Annotated in this window: 13 protein-coding genes; 9 read left to right on the forward strand and 4 right to left on the reverse strand. The window is 69.5% G+C overall.

All coding sequences use genetic code 11. From position 1 onward, the window contains the following. Nucleotides 1–154: 154 nt before the first annotated feature. Nucleotides 155–937: a hypothetical protein gene (locus tag ACWGLC_RS02170; protein ID WP_452098374.1), complete on the reverse strand. Its 783-nt coding sequence runs from the start codon at nucleotides 935–937 to the stop codon at nucleotides 155–157. 276 nt (nucleotides 938–1,213) lie between these two features. Between ACWGLC_RS02170 and ACWGLC_RS02175 the strand changes: the two genes are divergently transcribed. Both ACWGLC_RS02175 and ACWGLC_RS02180 read left to right on the forward strand, forming a co-directional pair. Continuing rightward, on the forward strand, nucleotides 1,214–1,969 hold the full coding sequence (locus ACWGLC_RS02175) for an HAD family hydrolase (RefSeq protein WP_452098375.1): 756 nt from the start codon (nucleotides 1,214–1,216) through the stop codon (nucleotides 1,967–1,969). Next, on the forward strand, nucleotides 1,966–4,479 hold the full coding sequence (locus ACWGLC_RS02180; RefSeq protein WP_452098376.1) for a glycoside hydrolase family 65 protein: 2,514 nt from the start codon (nucleotides 1,966–1,968) through the stop codon (nucleotides 4,477–4,479). Before ACWGLC_RS02175 ends, ACWGLC_RS02180 begins: the two co-directional genes overlap by 4 nt. A gap of 641 nt (nucleotides 4,480–5,120) precedes the next feature. Here ACWGLC_RS02180 and ACWGLC_RS02185 read toward each other — a convergent pair. The 3 genes from ACWGLC_RS02185 to ramB all read right to left on the reverse strand — a co-directional run bounded on the left by ACWGLC_RS02185 (nucleotide 5,121) and on the right by ramB (nucleotide 8,309). Then, nucleotides 5,121–5,987, reverse strand: coding sequence for an endonuclease domain-containing protein (locus ACWGLC_RS02185; protein ID WP_452098377.1), 867 nt, complete (start codon nucleotides 5,985–5,987; stop codon nucleotides 5,121–5,123). Nucleotides 5,988–6,162: 175 nt separating this feature from the next. Then, on the reverse strand, nucleotides 6,163–6,849 hold the full coding sequence (locus tag ACWGLC_RS02190; protein WP_452098378.1) for a carboxymuconolactone decarboxylase family protein: 687 nt from the start codon (nucleotides 6,847–6,849) through the stop codon (nucleotides 6,163–6,165). Next, the gene (ramB, locus tag ACWGLC_RS02195; protein ID WP_452098379.1) at nucleotides 6,846–8,309 is read right to left on the reverse strand and encodes an acetate metabolism transcriptional regulator RamB; all 1,464 of its coding nucleotides are present in this window, start codon (nucleotides 8,307–8,309) and stop codon (nucleotides 6,846–6,848) included. The genes ACWGLC_RS02190 and ramB overlap by 4 nt, the downstream gene beginning before the upstream one ends. 195 nt (nucleotides 8,310–8,504) lie before the next feature. On the opposite strand from ramB, the gene aceA reads away from it, so the two are divergent. The 7 genes from aceA (at nucleotide 8,505) to ACWGLC_RS02230 (ending at nucleotide 16,862) form a co-directional block, all read left to right on the forward strand. Further along, nucleotides 8,505–9,794, forward strand: coding sequence for an isocitrate lyase (gene aceA, locus ACWGLC_RS02200; protein ID WP_230928490.1), 1,290 nt, complete (start codon nucleotides 8,505–8,507; stop codon nucleotides 9,792–9,794). Between the two features lie 192 nt (nucleotides 9,795–9,986). Continuing rightward, nucleotides 9,987–10,907: a 3-hydroxybutyryl-CoA dehydrogenase gene (locus ACWGLC_RS02205; protein WP_452098380.1), complete on the forward strand. Its 921-nt coding sequence runs from the start codon at nucleotides 9,987–9,989 to the stop codon at nucleotides 10,905–10,907. A 1-nt stretch (nucleotide 10,908) separates the two neighbouring features. Continuing rightward, nucleotides 10,909–13,275, forward strand: a complete 2,367-nt coding sequence (metE, locus tag ACWGLC_RS02210) for a 5-methyltetrahydropteroyltriglutamate--homocysteine S-methyltransferase (RefSeq protein ID WP_452098725.1) — start codon at nucleotides 10,909–10,911, stop codon at nucleotides 13,273–13,275. Between the two features lie 17 nt (nucleotides 13,276–13,292). After that, nucleotides 13,293–13,601 carry a hypothetical protein gene (locus ACWGLC_RS02215; RefSeq protein ID WP_344993893.1) on the forward strand — a complete coding sequence of 103 codons (309 nt, stop codon included), beginning with the start codon at nucleotides 13,293–13,295 and terminating at the stop codon, nucleotides 13,599–13,601. Nucleotides 13,602–13,690: 89 nt separating this feature from the next. Then, nucleotides 13,691–14,899, forward strand: a complete 1,209-nt coding sequence (locus ACWGLC_RS02220) for a DUF445 domain-containing protein (protein ID WP_344993896.1) — start codon at nucleotides 13,691–13,693, stop codon at nucleotides 14,897–14,899. Between the two features lie 280 nt (nucleotides 14,900–15,179). After that, a complete protein-coding gene (locus ACWGLC_RS02225) occupies nucleotides 15,180–15,701 on the forward strand; it encodes a helix-turn-helix domain-containing protein (protein WP_452098381.1) in 522 nt (173 codons plus the stop codon). A gap of 84 nt (nucleotides 15,702–15,785) precedes the next feature. Next, nucleotides 15,786–16,862 carry a hypothetical protein gene (locus ACWGLC_RS02230; RefSeq protein WP_452098382.1) on the forward strand — a complete coding sequence of 359 codons (1,077 nt, stop codon included), beginning with the start codon at nucleotides 15,786–15,788 and terminating at the stop codon, nucleotides 16,860–16,862. The last annotated feature ends 72 nt before the right edge of the window (nucleotides 16,863–16,934 follow it).

The following is a 16,934-nucleotide window of genomic DNA, read 5'->3' on the forward strand; positions in this document are numbered from 1 at the left end:
CGCCACCACATACCCCGATCCAGCCAGGGTGTTGCACTAGCTCCCTGAGACCACCCTCGGGGAATGCGTTCGGAACGCTCTTCGCGTTGGGCGGGTGGGTCGACGGGCGGGTGAGTCGATGGTCGGGTGGGGCCGGCGGCGGTCCGGCCCGTGCCTACTCGGCGTTGGCGATCTTCTCCATCTGCGCCACGTAGATCGCGTCGAGCGCGCCGGCGGCGGTCGGCAGCACCGGGTCGGCCGCCGGGTCGTTGCCGCGGGCCGCGTACTCGACGCTCACGGTGGTGTCGCGGGCGAAACCGTGCAACGCGATGGCCCGGCTGATCTGCTGCGTGCCGTCCGGCTGGGTGGTGATGAAGTCGCTGATCACGCGGAAGCCCTCGGTGCCCTCGATGACCGGCGCGTCCTGCACCGTCATGACGAGCTCCACGTTCGGGTTGGCCACGCTCCGCGAGGTGTGGCAGGCCTCGTACAGCGAGCGGTCGAGGAACTCGTCGAGCCGCCAGCCCACCATGCCGATGCCGAAGCGGTGCTCCGTCTCGTCCGCCTCCGACTGCTTGTAGCGCACCATCGTGGTGACACCGTCGCCGGTGGCGTGGTTGGAGACGGTCTCCAGTCGCGAGACCTTGTCGCAGGCCGGATCCTCCATGAGCTGCCGGCCCTGGTCGGCGACCAGCTTGTCGACCGACTCCTGCAGCATGGGCTTGTCGATCACCTGCACGACACCGCCGCCCGGCGCCTCGCCCTCCGTCAGCACGCGCCCCTCGACCGGGGTCTGGGGCGCGGAACCCTGGTCTGTCGACTCCGACGACGGGGTGTCGGCGCCGGCGGCGTCCTCGTTGCTTTCCGAGTCGGACGAACAGGCCGCGAGGCCGGCCGCCGTGACCAAGGCGAGGCCGGCGATCGCAACGCGTCGGGGGGTGCGGGTGCGGAGTCGCATCTCTCTCCTTTAATTCAGGGTTGCTCACATAGTGCCACCGGAGTCCCGGTTGGCGGGTGACCCGCCCCGGGTTACGAGGCGCCCCGCGACCACGGTCCACCCGGCCCGGGCCTCGGCAGGGGGCGGCCGTCGCGCCCGATCAGGGGGGATCGGCGTTGCCGGGTTATCGGTGAAACCGGGTGGGTGTGGCTACCCTTGGTGCGGCACCGGCTGACCGGCGAGCCGAACCTGAACCGCACCCGAATCCGACCCCGATCCCGGAAGCAGGACAGCGAGATGGACCACGACGGTATCGAGGCAGTGCTCCTCGACCTCGACGGCGTGATCACCCCGACCGCCGAAAAGCACATGCAGGCCTGGAATCGCATGTTCACCGGCTACTTCGCCGAGCGCGGCCTCGAGCCCTATTCGGACGAGGACTACTTCCGATACATCGACGGCAAGCCGCGCGCCGAGGGCATCGTGTCGATGCTCGCCGCGCGGGACCTCACCCTGCCGATGGGCGAGGAGAAGAAGGACGACGACGACAACGCCGCCGCCGACCTCGCGCTCACCGACACCGTCACCGGTCTCGGTGAGCGCAAGAACGCGGTCTTCCGCCAGCTGCTGGACGAGGGCATCGAGGCCTACCCGGGGTCCGTGGCCTACCTCGACGCACTGGATGCGGCGGGGATCGCCAAGTGCGTCGTGTCCAGTTCCAAGAACGCGGTGGCCGTCCTGACCGCCGCGGGCCTGCGGGATCGCTTCGAGGTCATCGTCGACGGCGAGGTCGCCGCAGCCGAGGGCATCCCCGGCAAGCCCCGGCCCGACACGTACCTGCGGGGCGCGGAGCTCCTCGGCGTACCGGCCGACCGCTGTGTCGTGGTCGAGGACGCCGTCTCCGGTGTGCAGGCCGGCGCCGCCGGCGGGTTCGCCCGTGTGGTCGGCGTGGACCGCGGGGCCGGGAAACAGGTCCTGCTGGACGCCGGTGCCGACGTCGTCGTCGTCGACCTCGTCGAACTCATCCCCGATCCCACGGAGGCGCGCGCGTGACCCGCTCCCATATCGCCCGCGGACCTGTCCACGACACCGTCGGGCAGTCGGTCCCCGGCAACATCCGCACCACCTACGGCGTGAACCTGCGCAGTCACCTCGAGGTGCCGGAGATCAACCGGACCAGCCACCCCGCGGACCCGTGGCGCTGGGTCGAGACCAACCCCAAGGCGTCCCCGCTGGGGGTCTCCGAGACGCAGTTCGCCGTGGCCAACGGGTACCTGGGCATGCGCGGCAACCCCGACGAGGGGCGCGATTCCGCCCAGCACGGCACCTTCGTCAACGGCTTCCACGAGACGTGGCACATCCAGCACGCCGAGGACGCCTACGGTCTCGCCCGCGAGGGCCAGACCATGGTCCAGGTCCCCGACACCAAGACCATCCGCATCTACGTCGACGACGAACCGCTGCGGGTGGGCGTGTCCGACCTCGAACACTACGAACGCAGCATCGACTTCCGTGACGGCATCATGCGCCGCGAGCTCGTGTGGCGCACGCCCGCCGGCAAGAAGGTGATCATCCGCACCAGCCGCATGGTGTCGATGGTCGAGAAGCACCTCGCCGTGATGACCTATGAGATCGAACTGCCCGACGAGCCCGCTCCCGTCGTGATCTCCTCCCAGGTGATCAACCGGCAGGACGGCGAGGACGAGTACCGCTCGCCCCGGGCCGAACCCGAGGAGGGCTTCGACCCGCGCCGCGCCGACGGTCTCGACCACCGCGTGCTCGAGCCGCAGCTCACGGAGGGGCAGCGCGGCTACCAGGTGCACGGCTACCGCTGCGCCAACTCGGGAATGACGATCGCCGTGGGGGTGGACCACCAGCTCGAGTGTGAGGACGACGTGGCCATGAGCCACGAGATCGGCGACGACTCCTCCAAGATCGTCTACCACGCCCACGTCACCCCGGGTCGCAAGCTCACCCTCACCAAACTCGCGGCCTATCACACCTCCGAGATCGTCCCCGCCCACGAGCTGGCCGACCGCTGCTCGCGCACCCTCGCCCGGGCCCGCGTCCGCGGCGTCGAGGACCTGCACCGCACCCAGCGCGACTGGTACGACCACTTCTGGACCCGCGCTGACGTCGAGGTCGACGGGCCGGTCGAGACCCAGCAGGCCGTCCGGTTCAACCTCTTCCAGCTGGCCCAGGCCTCCGCGCGCGCGGAGTACAACGGCATCGCCGCCAAGGGCGTCACCGGCAGCGGCTACTCCGGCCACTACTTCTGGGACACCGAGACCTACGTCCTGCCGTTCCTCACGTACACGATGCCCCAGTTCGCGCGGAACGCCCTGCGCTTCCGCTACTCGATGCTGGACAAGGCGCGTGCGCGGGCCAAGTTCCTGTCCGTCAAGGGCGCGCTCTACCCGTGGCGCACCATCAACGGCGAGGAGGCCTCCGCCTACTACGAGGCCGGCACCGCGCAGTACCACATCAACGCCGACATCGCGCACGCCATGGTCAAGTACCTGTGGGCCACCGAGGACCAGGACTTCATGATCCGCGAGGGCGTGGACGTGCTGGTCGAGACCGCCCGGATGTGGGTCTCGCTCGGGTTCTTCGATGGCGACGGCATGTTCCACATCCACGGCGTCACCGGGCCCGACGAGTACACCACCGTGGTGGACAACAACCTGTTCACCAACGCCATGGCCCGGTTCAACCTGCTGGCCGCCGCGGTCGCGTGCAAGCGCATCGCCGAACTGCGGGACGGCCGGTGGGGCGCGATCTGTCAGCGCCTGAAGCTCGACGACGACGAGATCAGCGAATGGAAGCGCGCCGCCCGCAACATGGTGATCGCGTACGACGAGGTGCTGGGGGTGCACCCGCAGGACCAGGACTTCCTGGCCAAGGAGGTGTGGGACCAGGATCTCGAGGACCCGCGCCGGCCCCTGCTGCTGCACTTCCACCCGCTGGTCATCTACCGGCACCAGGTGCTCAAGCAGGCCGACGTGGTGCTGGCGATGTTCCTGCGCGGAGACGAGTTCACCGAGGAGCAGAAGCGCGCCAACTTCGAGTACTACGACCCGTTGACCACCGGTGACTCGACCCTGTCGGCGGTCGTGCAGTCGATCATCGCCGCGGAGATCGGCTACTGCGACGAGGCGTTCGAGCATTTCCAGAAGGCGCTCGTGGTGGACTTGGCGGACGTGCACGGCAACGCCGCCGACGGCATCCACGTGGCCTCCACCGGCGGCGTGTGGTCCGCGCTGGTGAGCGGGTTCGGCGGCATGCGCGACTACGGTGGCGACATCTCGTTCGACCCGCGCGTGCCCGCCGAGTGGGGCGCGCTGACGTTCCGGCTGACCGTGCGCGGGACGCTCGTGAAGGTCCGCGTGACGCACACCGAGATCACGATCACCAACCTCGACGGCGTCGACTTCGACTGCACCGTGCAGGGACGCCAGGTGTGGGTGCCGGCGGGGGAGACGATGGTCATGGAGCTGGATGACCGGGCCCGCGTGTGCCTGTCCCACGCAGAGTCGGCGGGCGAGCAGGCGCCGCTGCCCTGACCCTGCCCGGGCCCTGCCCCGGCCCCGGCCCCCGCCGGCTCGCTCGGTCCGGCTCGAACACGGTCCGGCTCGCTCGGTCTGGCTCGCTCGGTCCGGCTCGAACACGGCCCCGGCCTGCCGCTTTCCCGGAGTCGGCGCGGGCGCGGCCCGGCCTGCCGCTTCCCGGAGTCGGCACGGCCGCGGCCCGGCCTGCCGCTTCCCGGAGTCGGCACGGCCGCGGCCCGCGTTGTGGGCGCGCTGCTGTCGCGATCCGACGCTTGTGCGCGTGGCCAGCGCATCTGACCTCGTTTGCGCTGGCTCCGTGACCTGCGCTGACTTGTTGTACGGATTCCGGGGACTTGCGCTGGTGGCTGGGACCAACCAGCCAGCCTAAGGCGAGTAGCCAGCGCCAGTAGGGGCACTTGCGCTGCTGTCGTGCTCATTCGGCGTCCGGAGCGTCTCGATGAGGGCGCTTTTCCTCACGGCCGCGAACACAGAGCCAGCGCACATGCCGGAGCTGGGCACAGAGCCAGCACATGCAGCCTCGCTTGCGCTGGGTGTCCGCTCATTTGTCACCGAGCCAGCGCATCCGGCGGCCGTCGCGCTGCGCGGTTGCGCGGTGCGCGGTTTGGCGAGTGGGCGCCGAACTCACGTCGAACGTCCTATGCCGCCGCTGCTCTCCGTAGAAGGTATGCCGCGCGGACCTGCTCGAGAACGTCGTCTTGCTGATGGCGGAAGATCCTGCGGTCGACCACGATGACGATCCACCCCGCTGCTTGCAGGCGGTTTCGTCGGTGGCGGTCCTTGGACTGTTGGACCGGGTCGTCGTGGTGGGGGCCGTCGTACTCGACGGCGATCTTGTGTTCCGGGTCCGCCAGGTCGAGGCGATAGCGGAGTTCGGGTACCTCGACCTGGGGAACGAAATCAGTGAACCCTGCCTCTTTGAGGAACAGGCGCGTCTCGGTTTCCCGCGGGGACTCACTACGGGGATCCGCATCCTCGAGAACCTTCCGGGCACGGGCGACGCCCCAGGTGCCAGCCATGTACGTCACGGTTTCGGCAAAAGCGGCCCGGGACAAGCCATGACGGTACAGCTCCTCGATCGCCTGTACGCCCTGCACGTGATCGCTGAATCTCGCCAGATCGAAAGCTGTCCAGCGGTGCGCGGTCACGCGGACCCCACGTAGCGTGATCACCGCCTGTTCCGAAACCGAATACCGCCTGATCCGAAGGCCTCGTCGTTCCCGGCCATGAGGCCCGACGGACAGTTCCGGCACCGTGTCATGGCGCAGAGGGGCGACTCCGTGGATGACGGCTGCCGACCAGCCGGTCAACACGGCGCCCGGGTAGAGGCGGGAGTACGCGACCGAGAGGGTTTCGAGATCGCGGGTGACGCCGGATGGGAGCCACAGCCCGTCGACCACCTTGACGAAGGCCCGCTCACGGCGGCGTCGCGGAATGTGTGAGATCTCGTGAGTCAGACGAGCGAGAGACAGTGCGGGATGTTCGTCATGAGTGCTGTTGGTCATGGCCGTGATGATGCCCGGCACTGAGCACGACACCGTCCGAATGGCGACGTGATGATCGGTCTGCTGTGGAGCGGCTGGAGGCTGTGGAAACAGCCCATAACGGAGCGCGGACTGCGGCGCCGGACCCTCTCCGGGCAGCTGGCCAGCGGGCCAGCTGGTCAGCGGGCTCGGCGGGTCAGCGGGGCTCGTCGGGCTGGATGCGCAGGACGTGCAGGGAGGTGGCGAGCCCGTCGTACTGCGCCACCAACTGCACCAGCGCCACCAGCTCCGACGAGTTCAGATGCGAGGACAGACGGGCCCACGTGTCGTCGGCGATGTCCTTGGTCCGCACCAGCTCGTCGACGGCGATCAACACGGTCCGGAGGCGGTCGGTCCACGGGGCGGTGGACGGATCCTCGGTGGTACGGGCGATCTCGTCGTCGTCGAGTCCTACACCCGCCCCGATCCGCTCGTGGTGAGCCCGCTCGTACACGCTGCCCCGCAGATGCGCGATGCGCAGGATCACCAGTTCGGTGGTGCGGCGGTCGAGGATCCCGAACGGCATCATCATCCCCGAGTACGCGAGCCAGGCGGGGAAGAGGCGGCGCGCGTGGCCGAGCGTGGCGAACAGGTGGACGTCGCGCTTGCCCGTGACGAGCGCGCCCAGGCGGTTGACCGCCCAGCCGATCGGGCCGAGTTCGCGGAAGCCCCCGGGGCGGATGCGCGGGGCCGTGCCAGCGCCGCCTGACGCACCGGGGGCGCTGGGTGCCGATACGCTGGGTTCGCCGGGCGCGCCGGATGCGGAGACGCCGGCGGCGCCGGACGCGCCGTTGGGGCGGGGCGTGGCGGCGCTGGTGTCAGGGGTGTCGCTCGGCTGGCTCATGGCCGCAAGGGTAGGGCAGTCGACGGTGCGGGGGAGCCGGGTTCGTCGAGGAGGTACGGCGACAGCGCCGAGCGGTGGGCGTCCACGGACAGCGTGCGGTTGAGCGGCGGGAAGGCGCGCTGGGGGCAGGCCGGGCGCTCGCACATCCGGCAGCCGGCACCGATCTTGGTGGCCGCGTCGGCGTCGTTCAGGTCCAGACCCTGCGCATACACCGTCCGGTGCGCGTGGCGCGCTTCGCAGCCCAGGCCGATCGCGAACGTCTTGCGCGACTGGCCGAAGCGCATCGGCCGGGTGGTGACCGTGCGCGACACCCACAGGTGCATGCGGCCGTCGGTGGTCTCGGCGACCTGCCGCATGATCTTGCCCGGGAACGAGAACGTCTCGTAGATGTTCCACAGCGGGCACGTGCCGCCCGACGTGGTGAAGTGGACGCCGGACGCGGACTGGCGCTTCGACATGTTCCCCGCGCGGTCCACGCGGACGAAACTGAACGGCACGCCCGATGCCCCAGGCCGCTGGAGCGTGGACAGGCGGTGGCAGACCGTCTCGTACCCGGTGGCGTGGAAGGTCATGAGGCGCTCGACGTCGTAGCGGAAGTCCTCGGCCGTATCGAGAAAGCGCTCGTACGGCATGAGGACGGCGGCGGCGAAATAGTTGGCCAGGCCGCGGAGGCCCATGGCGTGCGCGGCCGGGGAGCTGAACGCGCCGTCGGCGACCAGCTGGTCGAGCAGATCCCCGTGCTCCAGGAACGCCAGCTCCGAGGCCACGCGGAACGCCTGCTGGCCGGCGGTCAGATGCGCTGACAGGTCGAGGCGCCGCTCCTCGGCGGAGTACCGATGCCACAGGCCGTCCGGCAGATCGACGCGACGGACCACCCGCACGCCGTGCGTTTCCGACAGGCGGTTCTCGAGTTCGGTACGCACATCGCCGCGGTTCATGCGGATCCGGTTGGTGAGCTCCTCGGCCGCGGTGTCGAGGGAGTCGATGTAGTTCTGCCGCTGGTAGAAGTAGTCGCGCACCTCCTCGTGCGGCATCGCCAGCGCCGAGTTGTCCAGCTCGCCGGCGGGCAGGTTCCGGGCCTCGGTCAGGGCCGCGAGGAGATCCGCCGAGTTGCGGTAGCGCTGGTTGAGGACGGCGAAGGCCCGCGCCAGGGAGGGGTGCGCCTGGACGAGATCGATCACCTCCGAGGTGGGGATGCCCGAGGAGACCTGGGGGTCGGTGAGCGCCTCGGTCAGCTCGGCGATCAGGCGCGTGTCGGCGTCCGAGGCGAAGAAGGTCGAATCGACGCCGTAGACCTCCGAGAGGGTGGTGAGGACGCGGGAGGTGACGGGACGGGTGTCCCTCTCGAGTTGATTGAGGTACGACGACGACAAGCCGAGCGACGTGGCGAAGGCGGCCTGCGTCAGGCCCTTCTCCTCTCGCAGACGCCGCAGTCGCGCGCCCATATGTGAGGCCGTCATCGGCTTTCCCCTTCCAGTTCGTGGTGCACCCCACATTCTTCGCAAAGTTTGCAAAAGAGGCAAGGAAACTCGCGGAATTTGCACAAGTCGCAGGTAGACGGGGTGCGGTGGGTGTGGCACTCTTGTGTCGTACAGGATCTCGCAACTCGCAGATATGCGAACTCGAGTCCGCCCCCGAGACAGAAAAGAGTCGCGATGTCGAACATCGGCAAGGCACGTACCGCTGAAGAGATCCAGAAGGATTGGGACACCAACCCCCGCTGGAAGGGCATCACCCGCAACTACACCGCTCAGCAGGTCGCCGATCTGCAGGGCACCGTCGTCGAGGAGCACACCCTCGCCCGCCGCGGCGCGGAGATCCTCTGGGACAAGGTCAACAACAAGGACTTCGTCAACTCCCTCGGCGCGCTGACCGGCAACCAGGCCGTGCAGCAGATCCGTGCGGGCCTCGAGGCCGTGTACCTCTCGGGCTGGCAGGTCGCCGGCGACGCCAACCTCTCGGGCCACACCTACCCGGACCAGTCGCTGTACCCGGCCAACTCGGTCCCGACCGTCGTCCGCCGCATCAACAACGCGCTGCTGCGTGCCGACGAGATCGCCCGCATCGAGGGTGACACCTCGGTCGAGAACTGGCTCGCCCCGATCGTGGCCGACGCCGAGGCCGGCTTCGGTGGCGCCCTGAACGCCTACGAGCTGCAGAAGGCCATGATCGCCGCCGGCGCCGCCGGTGTGCACTGGGAGGACCAGCTCGCGTCGGAGAAGAAGTGCGGCCACCTCGGTGGCAAGGTGCTCATCCCGACCAACCAGCACATCCGGACCCTGACCTCGGCCCGTCTCGCGGCCGACGTCGCCAACGTCCCGTCGGTCATCATCGCGCGCACCGACGCCGAGGCCGCCACGCTCATCACCTCCGATGTGGACGAGCGTGACCGTCCCTTCATCACCGGTGAGCGCACCGCCGAGGGCTTCTACAACGTCAAGAACGGCATCGAGCCCTGCATCGCGCGTGCCAAGGCCTACGCGCCGTTCGCCGACCTCATCTGGATGGAGACCGGTACCCCGGATCTCGAGTACGCCAAGCAGTTCGCGGAGGCCGTCAAGTCCGAGTACCCGGACCAGCTCCTGGCCTACAACTGCTCGCCCTCCTTCAACTGGAAGGCGAACCTGGACGACGAGACCATCGCCAAGTTCCAGAAGGAGCTCGGCGCGATGGGCTTCAAGTTCCAGTTCATCACCCTGGCCGGCTTCCACTCGCTCAACTACGGCATGTTCGATCTGGCCTACGGCTACGCCCGCAACCAGATGACCTCGTTCGTCGAGCTGCAGCAGCGCGAGTTCAAGGCCGCCGAGGAGCGTGGCTTCACCGCCGTCAAGCACCAGCGCGAGGTCGGCGCCGGCTACTTCGACCGCATCGCCACCACGGTCGACCCCAACACGTCCACCGCGGCGCTGAAGGGCTCCACCGAGGAGGGTCAGTTCCACTGACCCCTGGTCGACCCGCACGGGTCGGCGAGCGCCCGACCGCAGCAGGTCGACGCTCACCATGATGTAGATATCACCGGGGGCCGTGGCCGTCTCGACGAGGCGACCGCGGCCCCCGGTGGCGTCAGCGCACCATCCGTTCTCCGCCGCACGCCCGGAGGCCGGCCACACGCCCTCGAGAAGGACGCAGAACCGATGAGCAGCCCCCGCGACGCGACCACCGACAACGGGCGGATCACCCGCGTCGGGGTGGTGGGCGCCGGGCTCATGGGGGCCGGCATCGCCGAGGTGTGCGCGCGGGCGCACGTCGACGTCCTGGTGTGGGAGTCGACCAGGGAGCTGGCCGCGGAGGGCCGCGCGCGGATCCTGGACTCGCTGGACCGCGGTGTCTCGTCGGGCAAGATCACCGAGCGCGAACGCGACCGCGCCGTGCTGCGGCTGCGCCTCACCACCGACCTCGGTGACTTCGAGGACCGCCAGTTGGTGATCGAGGCCGTCGTCGAGGACGAGGCCGTCAAGGCCACCGTGTTCCGCGAACTCGACCGCGTCGTCACGGACCCGCGGGCCGTCCTGGCCTCCAACACCTCCTCCATCCCCATCATGAAGCTCGGGACGTGCACTTCCCGCCCCGAGCGCGTGATCGGCATGCACTTCTTCAACCCGGTGCCCGTGCTCCCGCTCGTCGAGCTGGTGAGCACCCTCGAGACCGGGGACGCGGTCCGCGCCCGCGCCGAGGTGTTCGCCCAGCAGGTCCTGGGTAAGCAGGTCGTCCACTCCGCCGACCGCTCCGGGGCCGTGGTCAACGCGCTGCTCGTGCCGTACCTGCTCTCCGCCATCCGCATGGCCGAGTCGGGATTCGCGACGCCCGAGGACATCGATCGCGCCATGGTCCTGGGCTGCGCGCACCCGATGGGTCCGCTCTCCCTGGCCGACCACGTGGGTCTGGACACCGTCAAGGCGATCGCCGACTCGATGTACGCCGAGTTCAAGGAGCCCCTGTACTCGCCGCCGTCGCTGCTGCTGCGGATGGTCGAGGCGGGCAGGCTCGGCAAGAAGGCCGGACACGGCTTCTACCGCTACGACTCCTCGCGGGCGACCGCAGCCGTGGCGCGCTGAGCTGGTGTCGTCGTCGTCATCGTTCTCGCGGCACCTCGAGCCGACCCGCGCCTCGAGCGTCCCGGGTTACCCGCGCATCGGTCGTCGCCGGGAGCTCAAGCGCGCTCTCGAGCGGTACTGGCACGGTGACGACACCCGTTCCGAGCTGCTCGCCGTGGGGCGCCGGATCCGCGACACCACCTGGCACGACCTGCACGACGCGGGCCTCACCCAACTGCCCGGCAACACCTTCTCCTTCTACGACCACGTCCTCGACGACGCGCTGCTGTTCGGCGCGGTCCCGGCGCGGTTCCGGGACCTGATCGACGGACTGGCCCCGGTCGACACGGTGTTCGCGCTCGCCCGCGGTCGCGCCGACGTCCCGCCGCTCGAGCTGGTGGCGCTGCAGGGCACCGGCTACCACTACCGCCAGCCCGAGTTCTCCGCTGACATCGCGCTCGGGCTGCGGCCCGACGAGTTGCTCGCGGAGATCGGCCGCGCGCGCGAGCTGGGCTATGAGATCCGTCCCGTGGTGACCGGGCCGGTGTCGTTGTTGCTGCTCAGCAAGGTCGAGCCGGGCGCCGCCCCGGGGTTCGAGCCGCTCGACGTGCTGGACCGGCTGCTGGAGCAGTACGAGACGCTGCTGGCGGTGCTGGCCGGCGCGGGCGTGACGTGCGTGCAGTTCGACGAGCCGTGCATGACGATGGAGCGCACCGACGCCGAGATCGACCGTCTACGCCGCGCCTACGACCGGCTCGCCGCGGTGGCCACGCGCCCGCGGATCCTGGTGACCGGCGCCTACGGCGACCTGGGGGACGCGCTGCCGGCACTGGCCTCCACCGGTGTAGAGGCGATCGGGCTGGACCTGGTCCACGGACGGCGGTCGACCGCCGAGCTCGCGGCGATCCCCGGACTGCGCGACAAGCGCCTCTACGCCGGGGTCGTCGACGGTCAGAACGTGTGGCGCACAGACAAGTTCGCGACGCTCGACTACCTGCGCGAGCTCAAGACCGTGTTCACCGACCTGGTGGTGACGGCCTCGTGCACCCTCCTTCACGTGCCGTACGACGTGGGCGCGGAGTCGGACCTGCCGGCCGAGTTGGCCGATTCGCTGGCCTTCGCCGACCAGAAGGTCGCCGAGGTGGTCTCGCTCGCCGCCGCGCTCGAGGACGGCCCCACGCCTCGCTGGCGCCCGCTTCCGGTGCTGCCCAGCGCGCGCCGCGAGGATGTGCGCGCGAGAACCTCCGGGGTCGACGACGACGACAAGGCCCGCCTCCCGTATGCGGAACGGGCGGCCCGACAGGCGCAGCGGCTGCAGCTGCCGACACTCCCGACAGCAACGTTGGGCTCGTTTCCCCAGACGGTCCAGATCCGGCGGGCGCGGCTCGATCTGGCGGAGGGGCGCATCGATTTCGAGCGCTACCGCGAGTACCTGCGCGAGGAGATCGCCTCGGTCATCCGACTGCAGGAGGACATCGGGCTCGACGTGCTGGTGCACGGTGAGGTCGAGCGCAACGACATGGTGCAGTACTTCGCCGAACTCCTCGACGGGTTCGCGGCGACCCGGAACGGCTGGGTGCAGTCGTACGGGTCGCGCTGCGTGCGCCCGCCCGTGCTGTACGGGGACGTGGCCCGGCCCGCCCCGATGACGGTCGAGTGGACCGGCTACGCACAGTCGCTCACCGAGCGCCCGGTCAAGGGCGTCCTGACGGGCCCGGTGACGATGCTGGCGCGGTCGTTCTGCCGCACCGACCTGGCGCTGCCGGAGGTGGCCACGCAGCTCGCGCTGGTGATCCGTGACGAGGTGGCGGACCTGGAGGCGGCGGGGACGGCGATCATCCAGGTGGACGAGCCGGCGATCCGCGAGTTGCTGCCGCGGCGCGGCGCGGACCGCCGGGCCTATCTCGACTGGGCGGTGGGCACGTTCCGGCTGGCGACCGCCGGGGCGCGGCCGGAGACGCAGATCCACACGCACCTGAGCTACTCGTCGTTGCGCGTGATGACCGAGGCGATCGAGGAGCTGGACGCCGATGTGACCAACATCGTGGCGACCCGGTCGATCGACTGGGTGCTCGACGCCCTGCAGGACCACACCCTGACGCGACAGGTGGCGCCGGGCGTCTACGAGTCGCGCTCGGGCTTCGTGCCGGACATCGACCTGCTGCACGAGCGGCTCCACGAGGGGGTGGCCGCGGTGGGGCTGGAGCGACTGTGGGCGGTGCCCGACGGGGGCCTGAAGAGCCGGTACACCTGGCAGCTGGAGCCGAGTCTGCGGAATCTGGTGGCCGCCGCGAGGCGAATCCGGCGGGCGGTTGCCCGGGATACCCGAGGTTCTAATAGGATCACTGTTACAAGTCCCGCGCCTGACGTGCGTGGGATCGGTAGTTGACGAAAGAGGACGACATCATGGCCGGTCAGACCCTCGAGCACACTGGTGCCGCCATCGTCGAGGAGTACTACCCGGAGTACGCGACGACCGTCGCCCCCACCTTCCCGCTGTACTCCACCGAGATCTACCTCGGATCGACCATCCTCCTGCTGAGCATGTGCATGCTGGGCCTGCCGCTCACCGCGTTCGGGTACTACCAGGACAACATGGGTGTCGGGCTCGGCCTGGTGATCGCCGCGGTCGTGGCCACCACCGTCGTGTTCCTCATCGGGCTCGGTACCTGCATGGTCGGCTTCCGTAAGTACGGGCGCGAGGACGCGCACTGACGCTCGAGAAGTCCGTCGCCGCCGGATCGTCCGCCTTCAAGGCGGGTGACCCGGAGGCTGACGCCGAGCGGAGGTCCGCCCTCCGCCGGATGAAGACGGTCGCGACGGGCTTCCTCGTCGTGGCCGGGATCGTCTATCTGGTCGCCGAGTACGCGCTGCACAACGGCGCCGACCCCTGGGTGGGCTATGTGCGCGCGGCCGCCGAGGCCGGAATGGTCGGCGGGTTGGCCGACTGGTTCGCCGTCACCGCGCTGTTCCGCCACCCGCTGCGCATCCCCATCCCGCACACCGCGCTGATCCGCAGGAAGAAGGATCAGCTCGGCAGCTCGCTGGGAGAGTTCGTCGGCGAGAACTTCCTCGATCCCGAGATGGTGAGCGAGAAGGTCCGCAGCGCCCACATCCCCGAGCGGGCCGGCGAATGGCTACAGGAACCCGAGCACCGCGCCATGGCCTCCGACCAGGCCGCCAAGGCCATCCGTTCGGTGCTGGCGGTGCTGCGTGACGAGGACGCGGTGGCGATCATCGAGCGCACGATCGTCGCGCGTATCGCGGAGCCGGAGTGGGGCCCGCCCGCCGGCAGGATCCTCGCCGAACTCCTCGATGAGGGGCGGCACCTACCGCTCATGGATCTCATGGCGGATCGGGCGCACGGCTGGGTGGAGGCCCACCCCGAGACGATCGACCGCTGGGTGCGCGAGAAGGCACCCACGTGGGCTCCCCAGTTCGTCAACGAGCTGCTCTCGGACCGCGCCTACCGCGAGCTCAGCGAGTGGACCTGGCAGATCAAGGTCGACAAGCAGCACCCCGTGCGGGTGGCGCTGATCGGGTTCGTGGAGGAGTTCGCCCGCGACCTGCAGCACGACCCGGCCACCATGGCCAAGCTCGAGACCTTCAAGCAGGAGGTCATGAACCGCGACGAGGTCCGCCGCGCCGCGGGATCCGCGTGGGCGGCCGCCAAGCGGATGATCATCGAGGCCACCGAGGACGCCGACTCCACCCTGCGCCTCAAGATCGACGACCTACTGGGCCGCCTCGCCGACATGCTGGTCAACGACGTCAAGGTGCGCGACCGTCTCGACGACTACATGACCCGCACCGCCCGCTACGTGGCGGAGAACTACGCCGGCGAGGTCACTTCGATCATCTCCGAGACGGTCGAGCGCTGGGATGCCGACGAGGCCTCCGACAAGATCGAACTGCTCGCCGGTAAGGACCTGCAGTTCATCCGTATCAACGGCACCGTTGTGGGAGCGCTGGCAGGGCTGGCGATCCACACTGCTACCGAACTCCTCTTCTAGAGATACGGCTTTTCACTTTCGGGCCCACCCCCGCCCGGCTCCGCGGTGCTCGAGCTTTTCGCTGTCGCGACCTGTGCGTACCGGTTCGTCGCTGTGTGGCCCCGCCCGTGACGTGGAGTTTCATAGGTCTCGGGGGCCTCGGCACCGGGCCCGCCGGGGGTGGTCTGATGTGAGCAAGCGCACGGTTTCCCCGATCACATAGCGCTTGCTGCAGTTAGCACCCGTTGTTAGCGTTGGCTCTAGTCGATGACAGACGACGCGCATGAAGGGGGTGTATCCGATGGCTGCACAGCGTGGTCGTAAGCACGAGAAGGTGATTGGATCCGCTCCCGGACAGGCGGAGAACGCCCTCACCGGCGCCCTGGCCCGCAGGTCCGCCAAGCCCACGGGGGAGTTGCCGCGTGACGGCGCCGGCCCCAGGGGCGAGGGGGGAAAGCGCACGTCCGATTCGCAGGACATCGGGTCGTTCATCCGTGCACAGCGGGAGGCCGCTCAGGTGTCCATTCGGCAGCTCGCCGAGCGTGCCGGCGTCTCAAACCCGTATCTGAGTCAGATCGAACGTGGGCTGCGCAAGCCGTCCGCCGAGGTGCTGGGACAGATCGCCCGAGGGCTGAGGTTGTCCGCCGAGGTGCTGTACGCACAGGCGGGGATCCTCGAACTCAAGCAGGGGAGCCCGGTGAGGGACGCGATCCTCACCGCCCCGGACCTCACCGAACGCCAGAGGGAGGTGCTCGTGGAGATCTACGAGTCGTTCCGAGCGAACAACGCGACCGCAGCCGACCAGGTCGTCGACCTCCCCTGAGGAACGTCGCACGGCGGCCCGCGGGCCACGAGAACACCGCAGACGAGAACACCCGAACGAGACCACAACCTGTAAGGAGTCGACATGACCGACAAGAAGCCCGCCAAGAAGACCACTGCCGCCAAGAAGACGTCCGGCACCGCCAAGACCGCCCCGGCCAAGTCCGTGGAGAAGGACCCGGCCTTCGACGGCCCGCTCGGCCAGGCCTTCGCCGCCGTGCGTACCCCGGTCTACGCCTACGTCGGCGCCAACGATCTGGCGATCCAGGCCGTGTCCGGTCTGGTCTCCGACCTGCGTCGTCGTGCCGAGGAGGCCGTCGCCGACGCCCAGGCCAAGGTCACCGACGCCCAGTCGCAGATCACCGAGCGTGTCACTGGTGCCCAGACCAGGGCCACCGAGCGCTTCAATGAGGTGCAGAGCCGCGTCAGCGAGGTCCCCGAGCGCGTCCAGACGCTGCCGACCGAGGTCGAGGAGCTCGTCAATCGCTTCCGTCCGGAGGAGCTGCGCAAGGTCGCGGACGCCTACGTGCAGGTCGCGGCGGGCATCTACGGCGGTCTCGCCGCCCGCGGTGAGGACGTCGTCTCCCGCCTCCGCGAGGAGAACCCGCAGCTCGAGGCCGGTCTCGCGCGCGTCAACGAGCAGGTTTCCCGCGCCGCCGGCGCCGTGGAGGACCAGGTCGAGCTCGGCGAGGAGGCCCTCGGCACCGTGGCCCGGCAGACCCGCTCGATCGGCGTGAAGGCCGCCGGCCGCGTCTCCAAGTCGGCCCGCCAGGCCGCCGAGACCGCCGGTGACGCCGCCGACAAGGCCGCGGACAGGGTCGATGCCGCCGCCTACGCCGCCTCGGACGAGATCCAGAGCGGTGCTGGCAAGGTCGAGGCCCGTACCGCCCCGGCCAAGAAGGCGCCCGCAAAGAAGGCCCCGGCCAAGAAGGCGCCCGCAAAGAAGGCCCCGGCCAAGAAGGCTGCCGCGAATTCGACCGCCGCCAAGCCGGCTGCCACCAAGTCGACCCCGGCCGCCGCCAAGCCGGCTGCCACCAAGTCGACCCAGGCCGCCGCCAAGCCGGCCGCCACCAAGTCGACCTCGGCGGCCGACAAGCCCGCCGCCGCGAAGCCGGCCGCGTCGACCGACAAGGCGTCGGACAAGGCGAACGACGACAAGTGATGCGGCGCGGCTGATCCCGCACGCACCACCCGCCGCCCCGGCCCGCTCCACCCGAGCGGGCCGGGGCGGCGT

It is taken from the genome of Dietzia sp. NPDC055877, from assembly GCF_053615975.1.

What these genes read in the sequence shown, in the direction of transcription:
- ACWGLC_RS02220 (WP_344993896.1), top strand. Translation starts at nt 13,691, where the DNA reads ATGAAGACGGTCGCGACGGGCTTCCTCGTCGTGGCCGGGATCGTCTAT.
- ACWGLC_RS02175 (WP_452098375.1), top strand. Translation starts at nt 1,214, where the DNA reads ATGGACCACGACGGTATCGAGGCAGTGCTCCTCGACCTCGACGGCGTG.
- aceA (WP_230928490.1), top strand. Translation starts at nt 8,505, where the DNA reads ATGTCGAACATCGGCAAGGCACGTACCGCTGAAGAGATCCAGAAGGAT.
- ACWGLC_RS02225 (WP_452098381.1), top strand. Translation starts at nt 15,180, where the DNA reads ATGGCTGCACAGCGTGGTCGTAAGCACGAGAAGGTGATTGGATCCGCT.
- ACWGLC_RS02185 (WP_452098377.1), bottom strand. Translation starts at nt 5,987, where the DNA reads ATGACCAACAGCACTCATGACGAACATCCCGCACTGTCTCTCGCTCGT.
- ACWGLC_RS02205 (WP_452098380.1), top strand. Translation starts at nt 9,987, where the DNA reads ATGAGCAGCCCCCGCGACGCGACCACCGACAACGGGCGGATCACCCGC.
- ramB (WP_452098379.1), bottom strand. Translation starts at nt 8,309, where the DNA reads ATGACGGCCTCACATATGGGCGCGCGACTGCGGCGTCTGCGAGAGGAG.
- ACWGLC_RS02230 (WP_452098382.1), top strand. Translation starts at nt 15,786, where the DNA reads ATGACCGACAAGAAGCCCGCCAAGAAGACCACTGCCGCCAAGAAGACG.
- ACWGLC_RS02190 (WP_452098378.1), bottom strand. Translation starts at nt 6,849, where the DNA reads ATGAGCCAGCCGAGCGACACCCCTGACACCAGCGCCGCCACGCCCCGC.
- ACWGLC_RS02170 (WP_452098374.1), bottom strand. Translation starts at nt 937, where the DNA reads ATGCGACTCCGCACCCGCACCCCCCGACGCGTTGCGATCGCCGGCCTC.
- ACWGLC_RS02215 (WP_344993893.1), top strand. Translation starts at nt 13,293, where the DNA reads ATGGCCGGTCAGACCCTCGAGCACACTGGTGCCGCCATCGTCGAGGAG.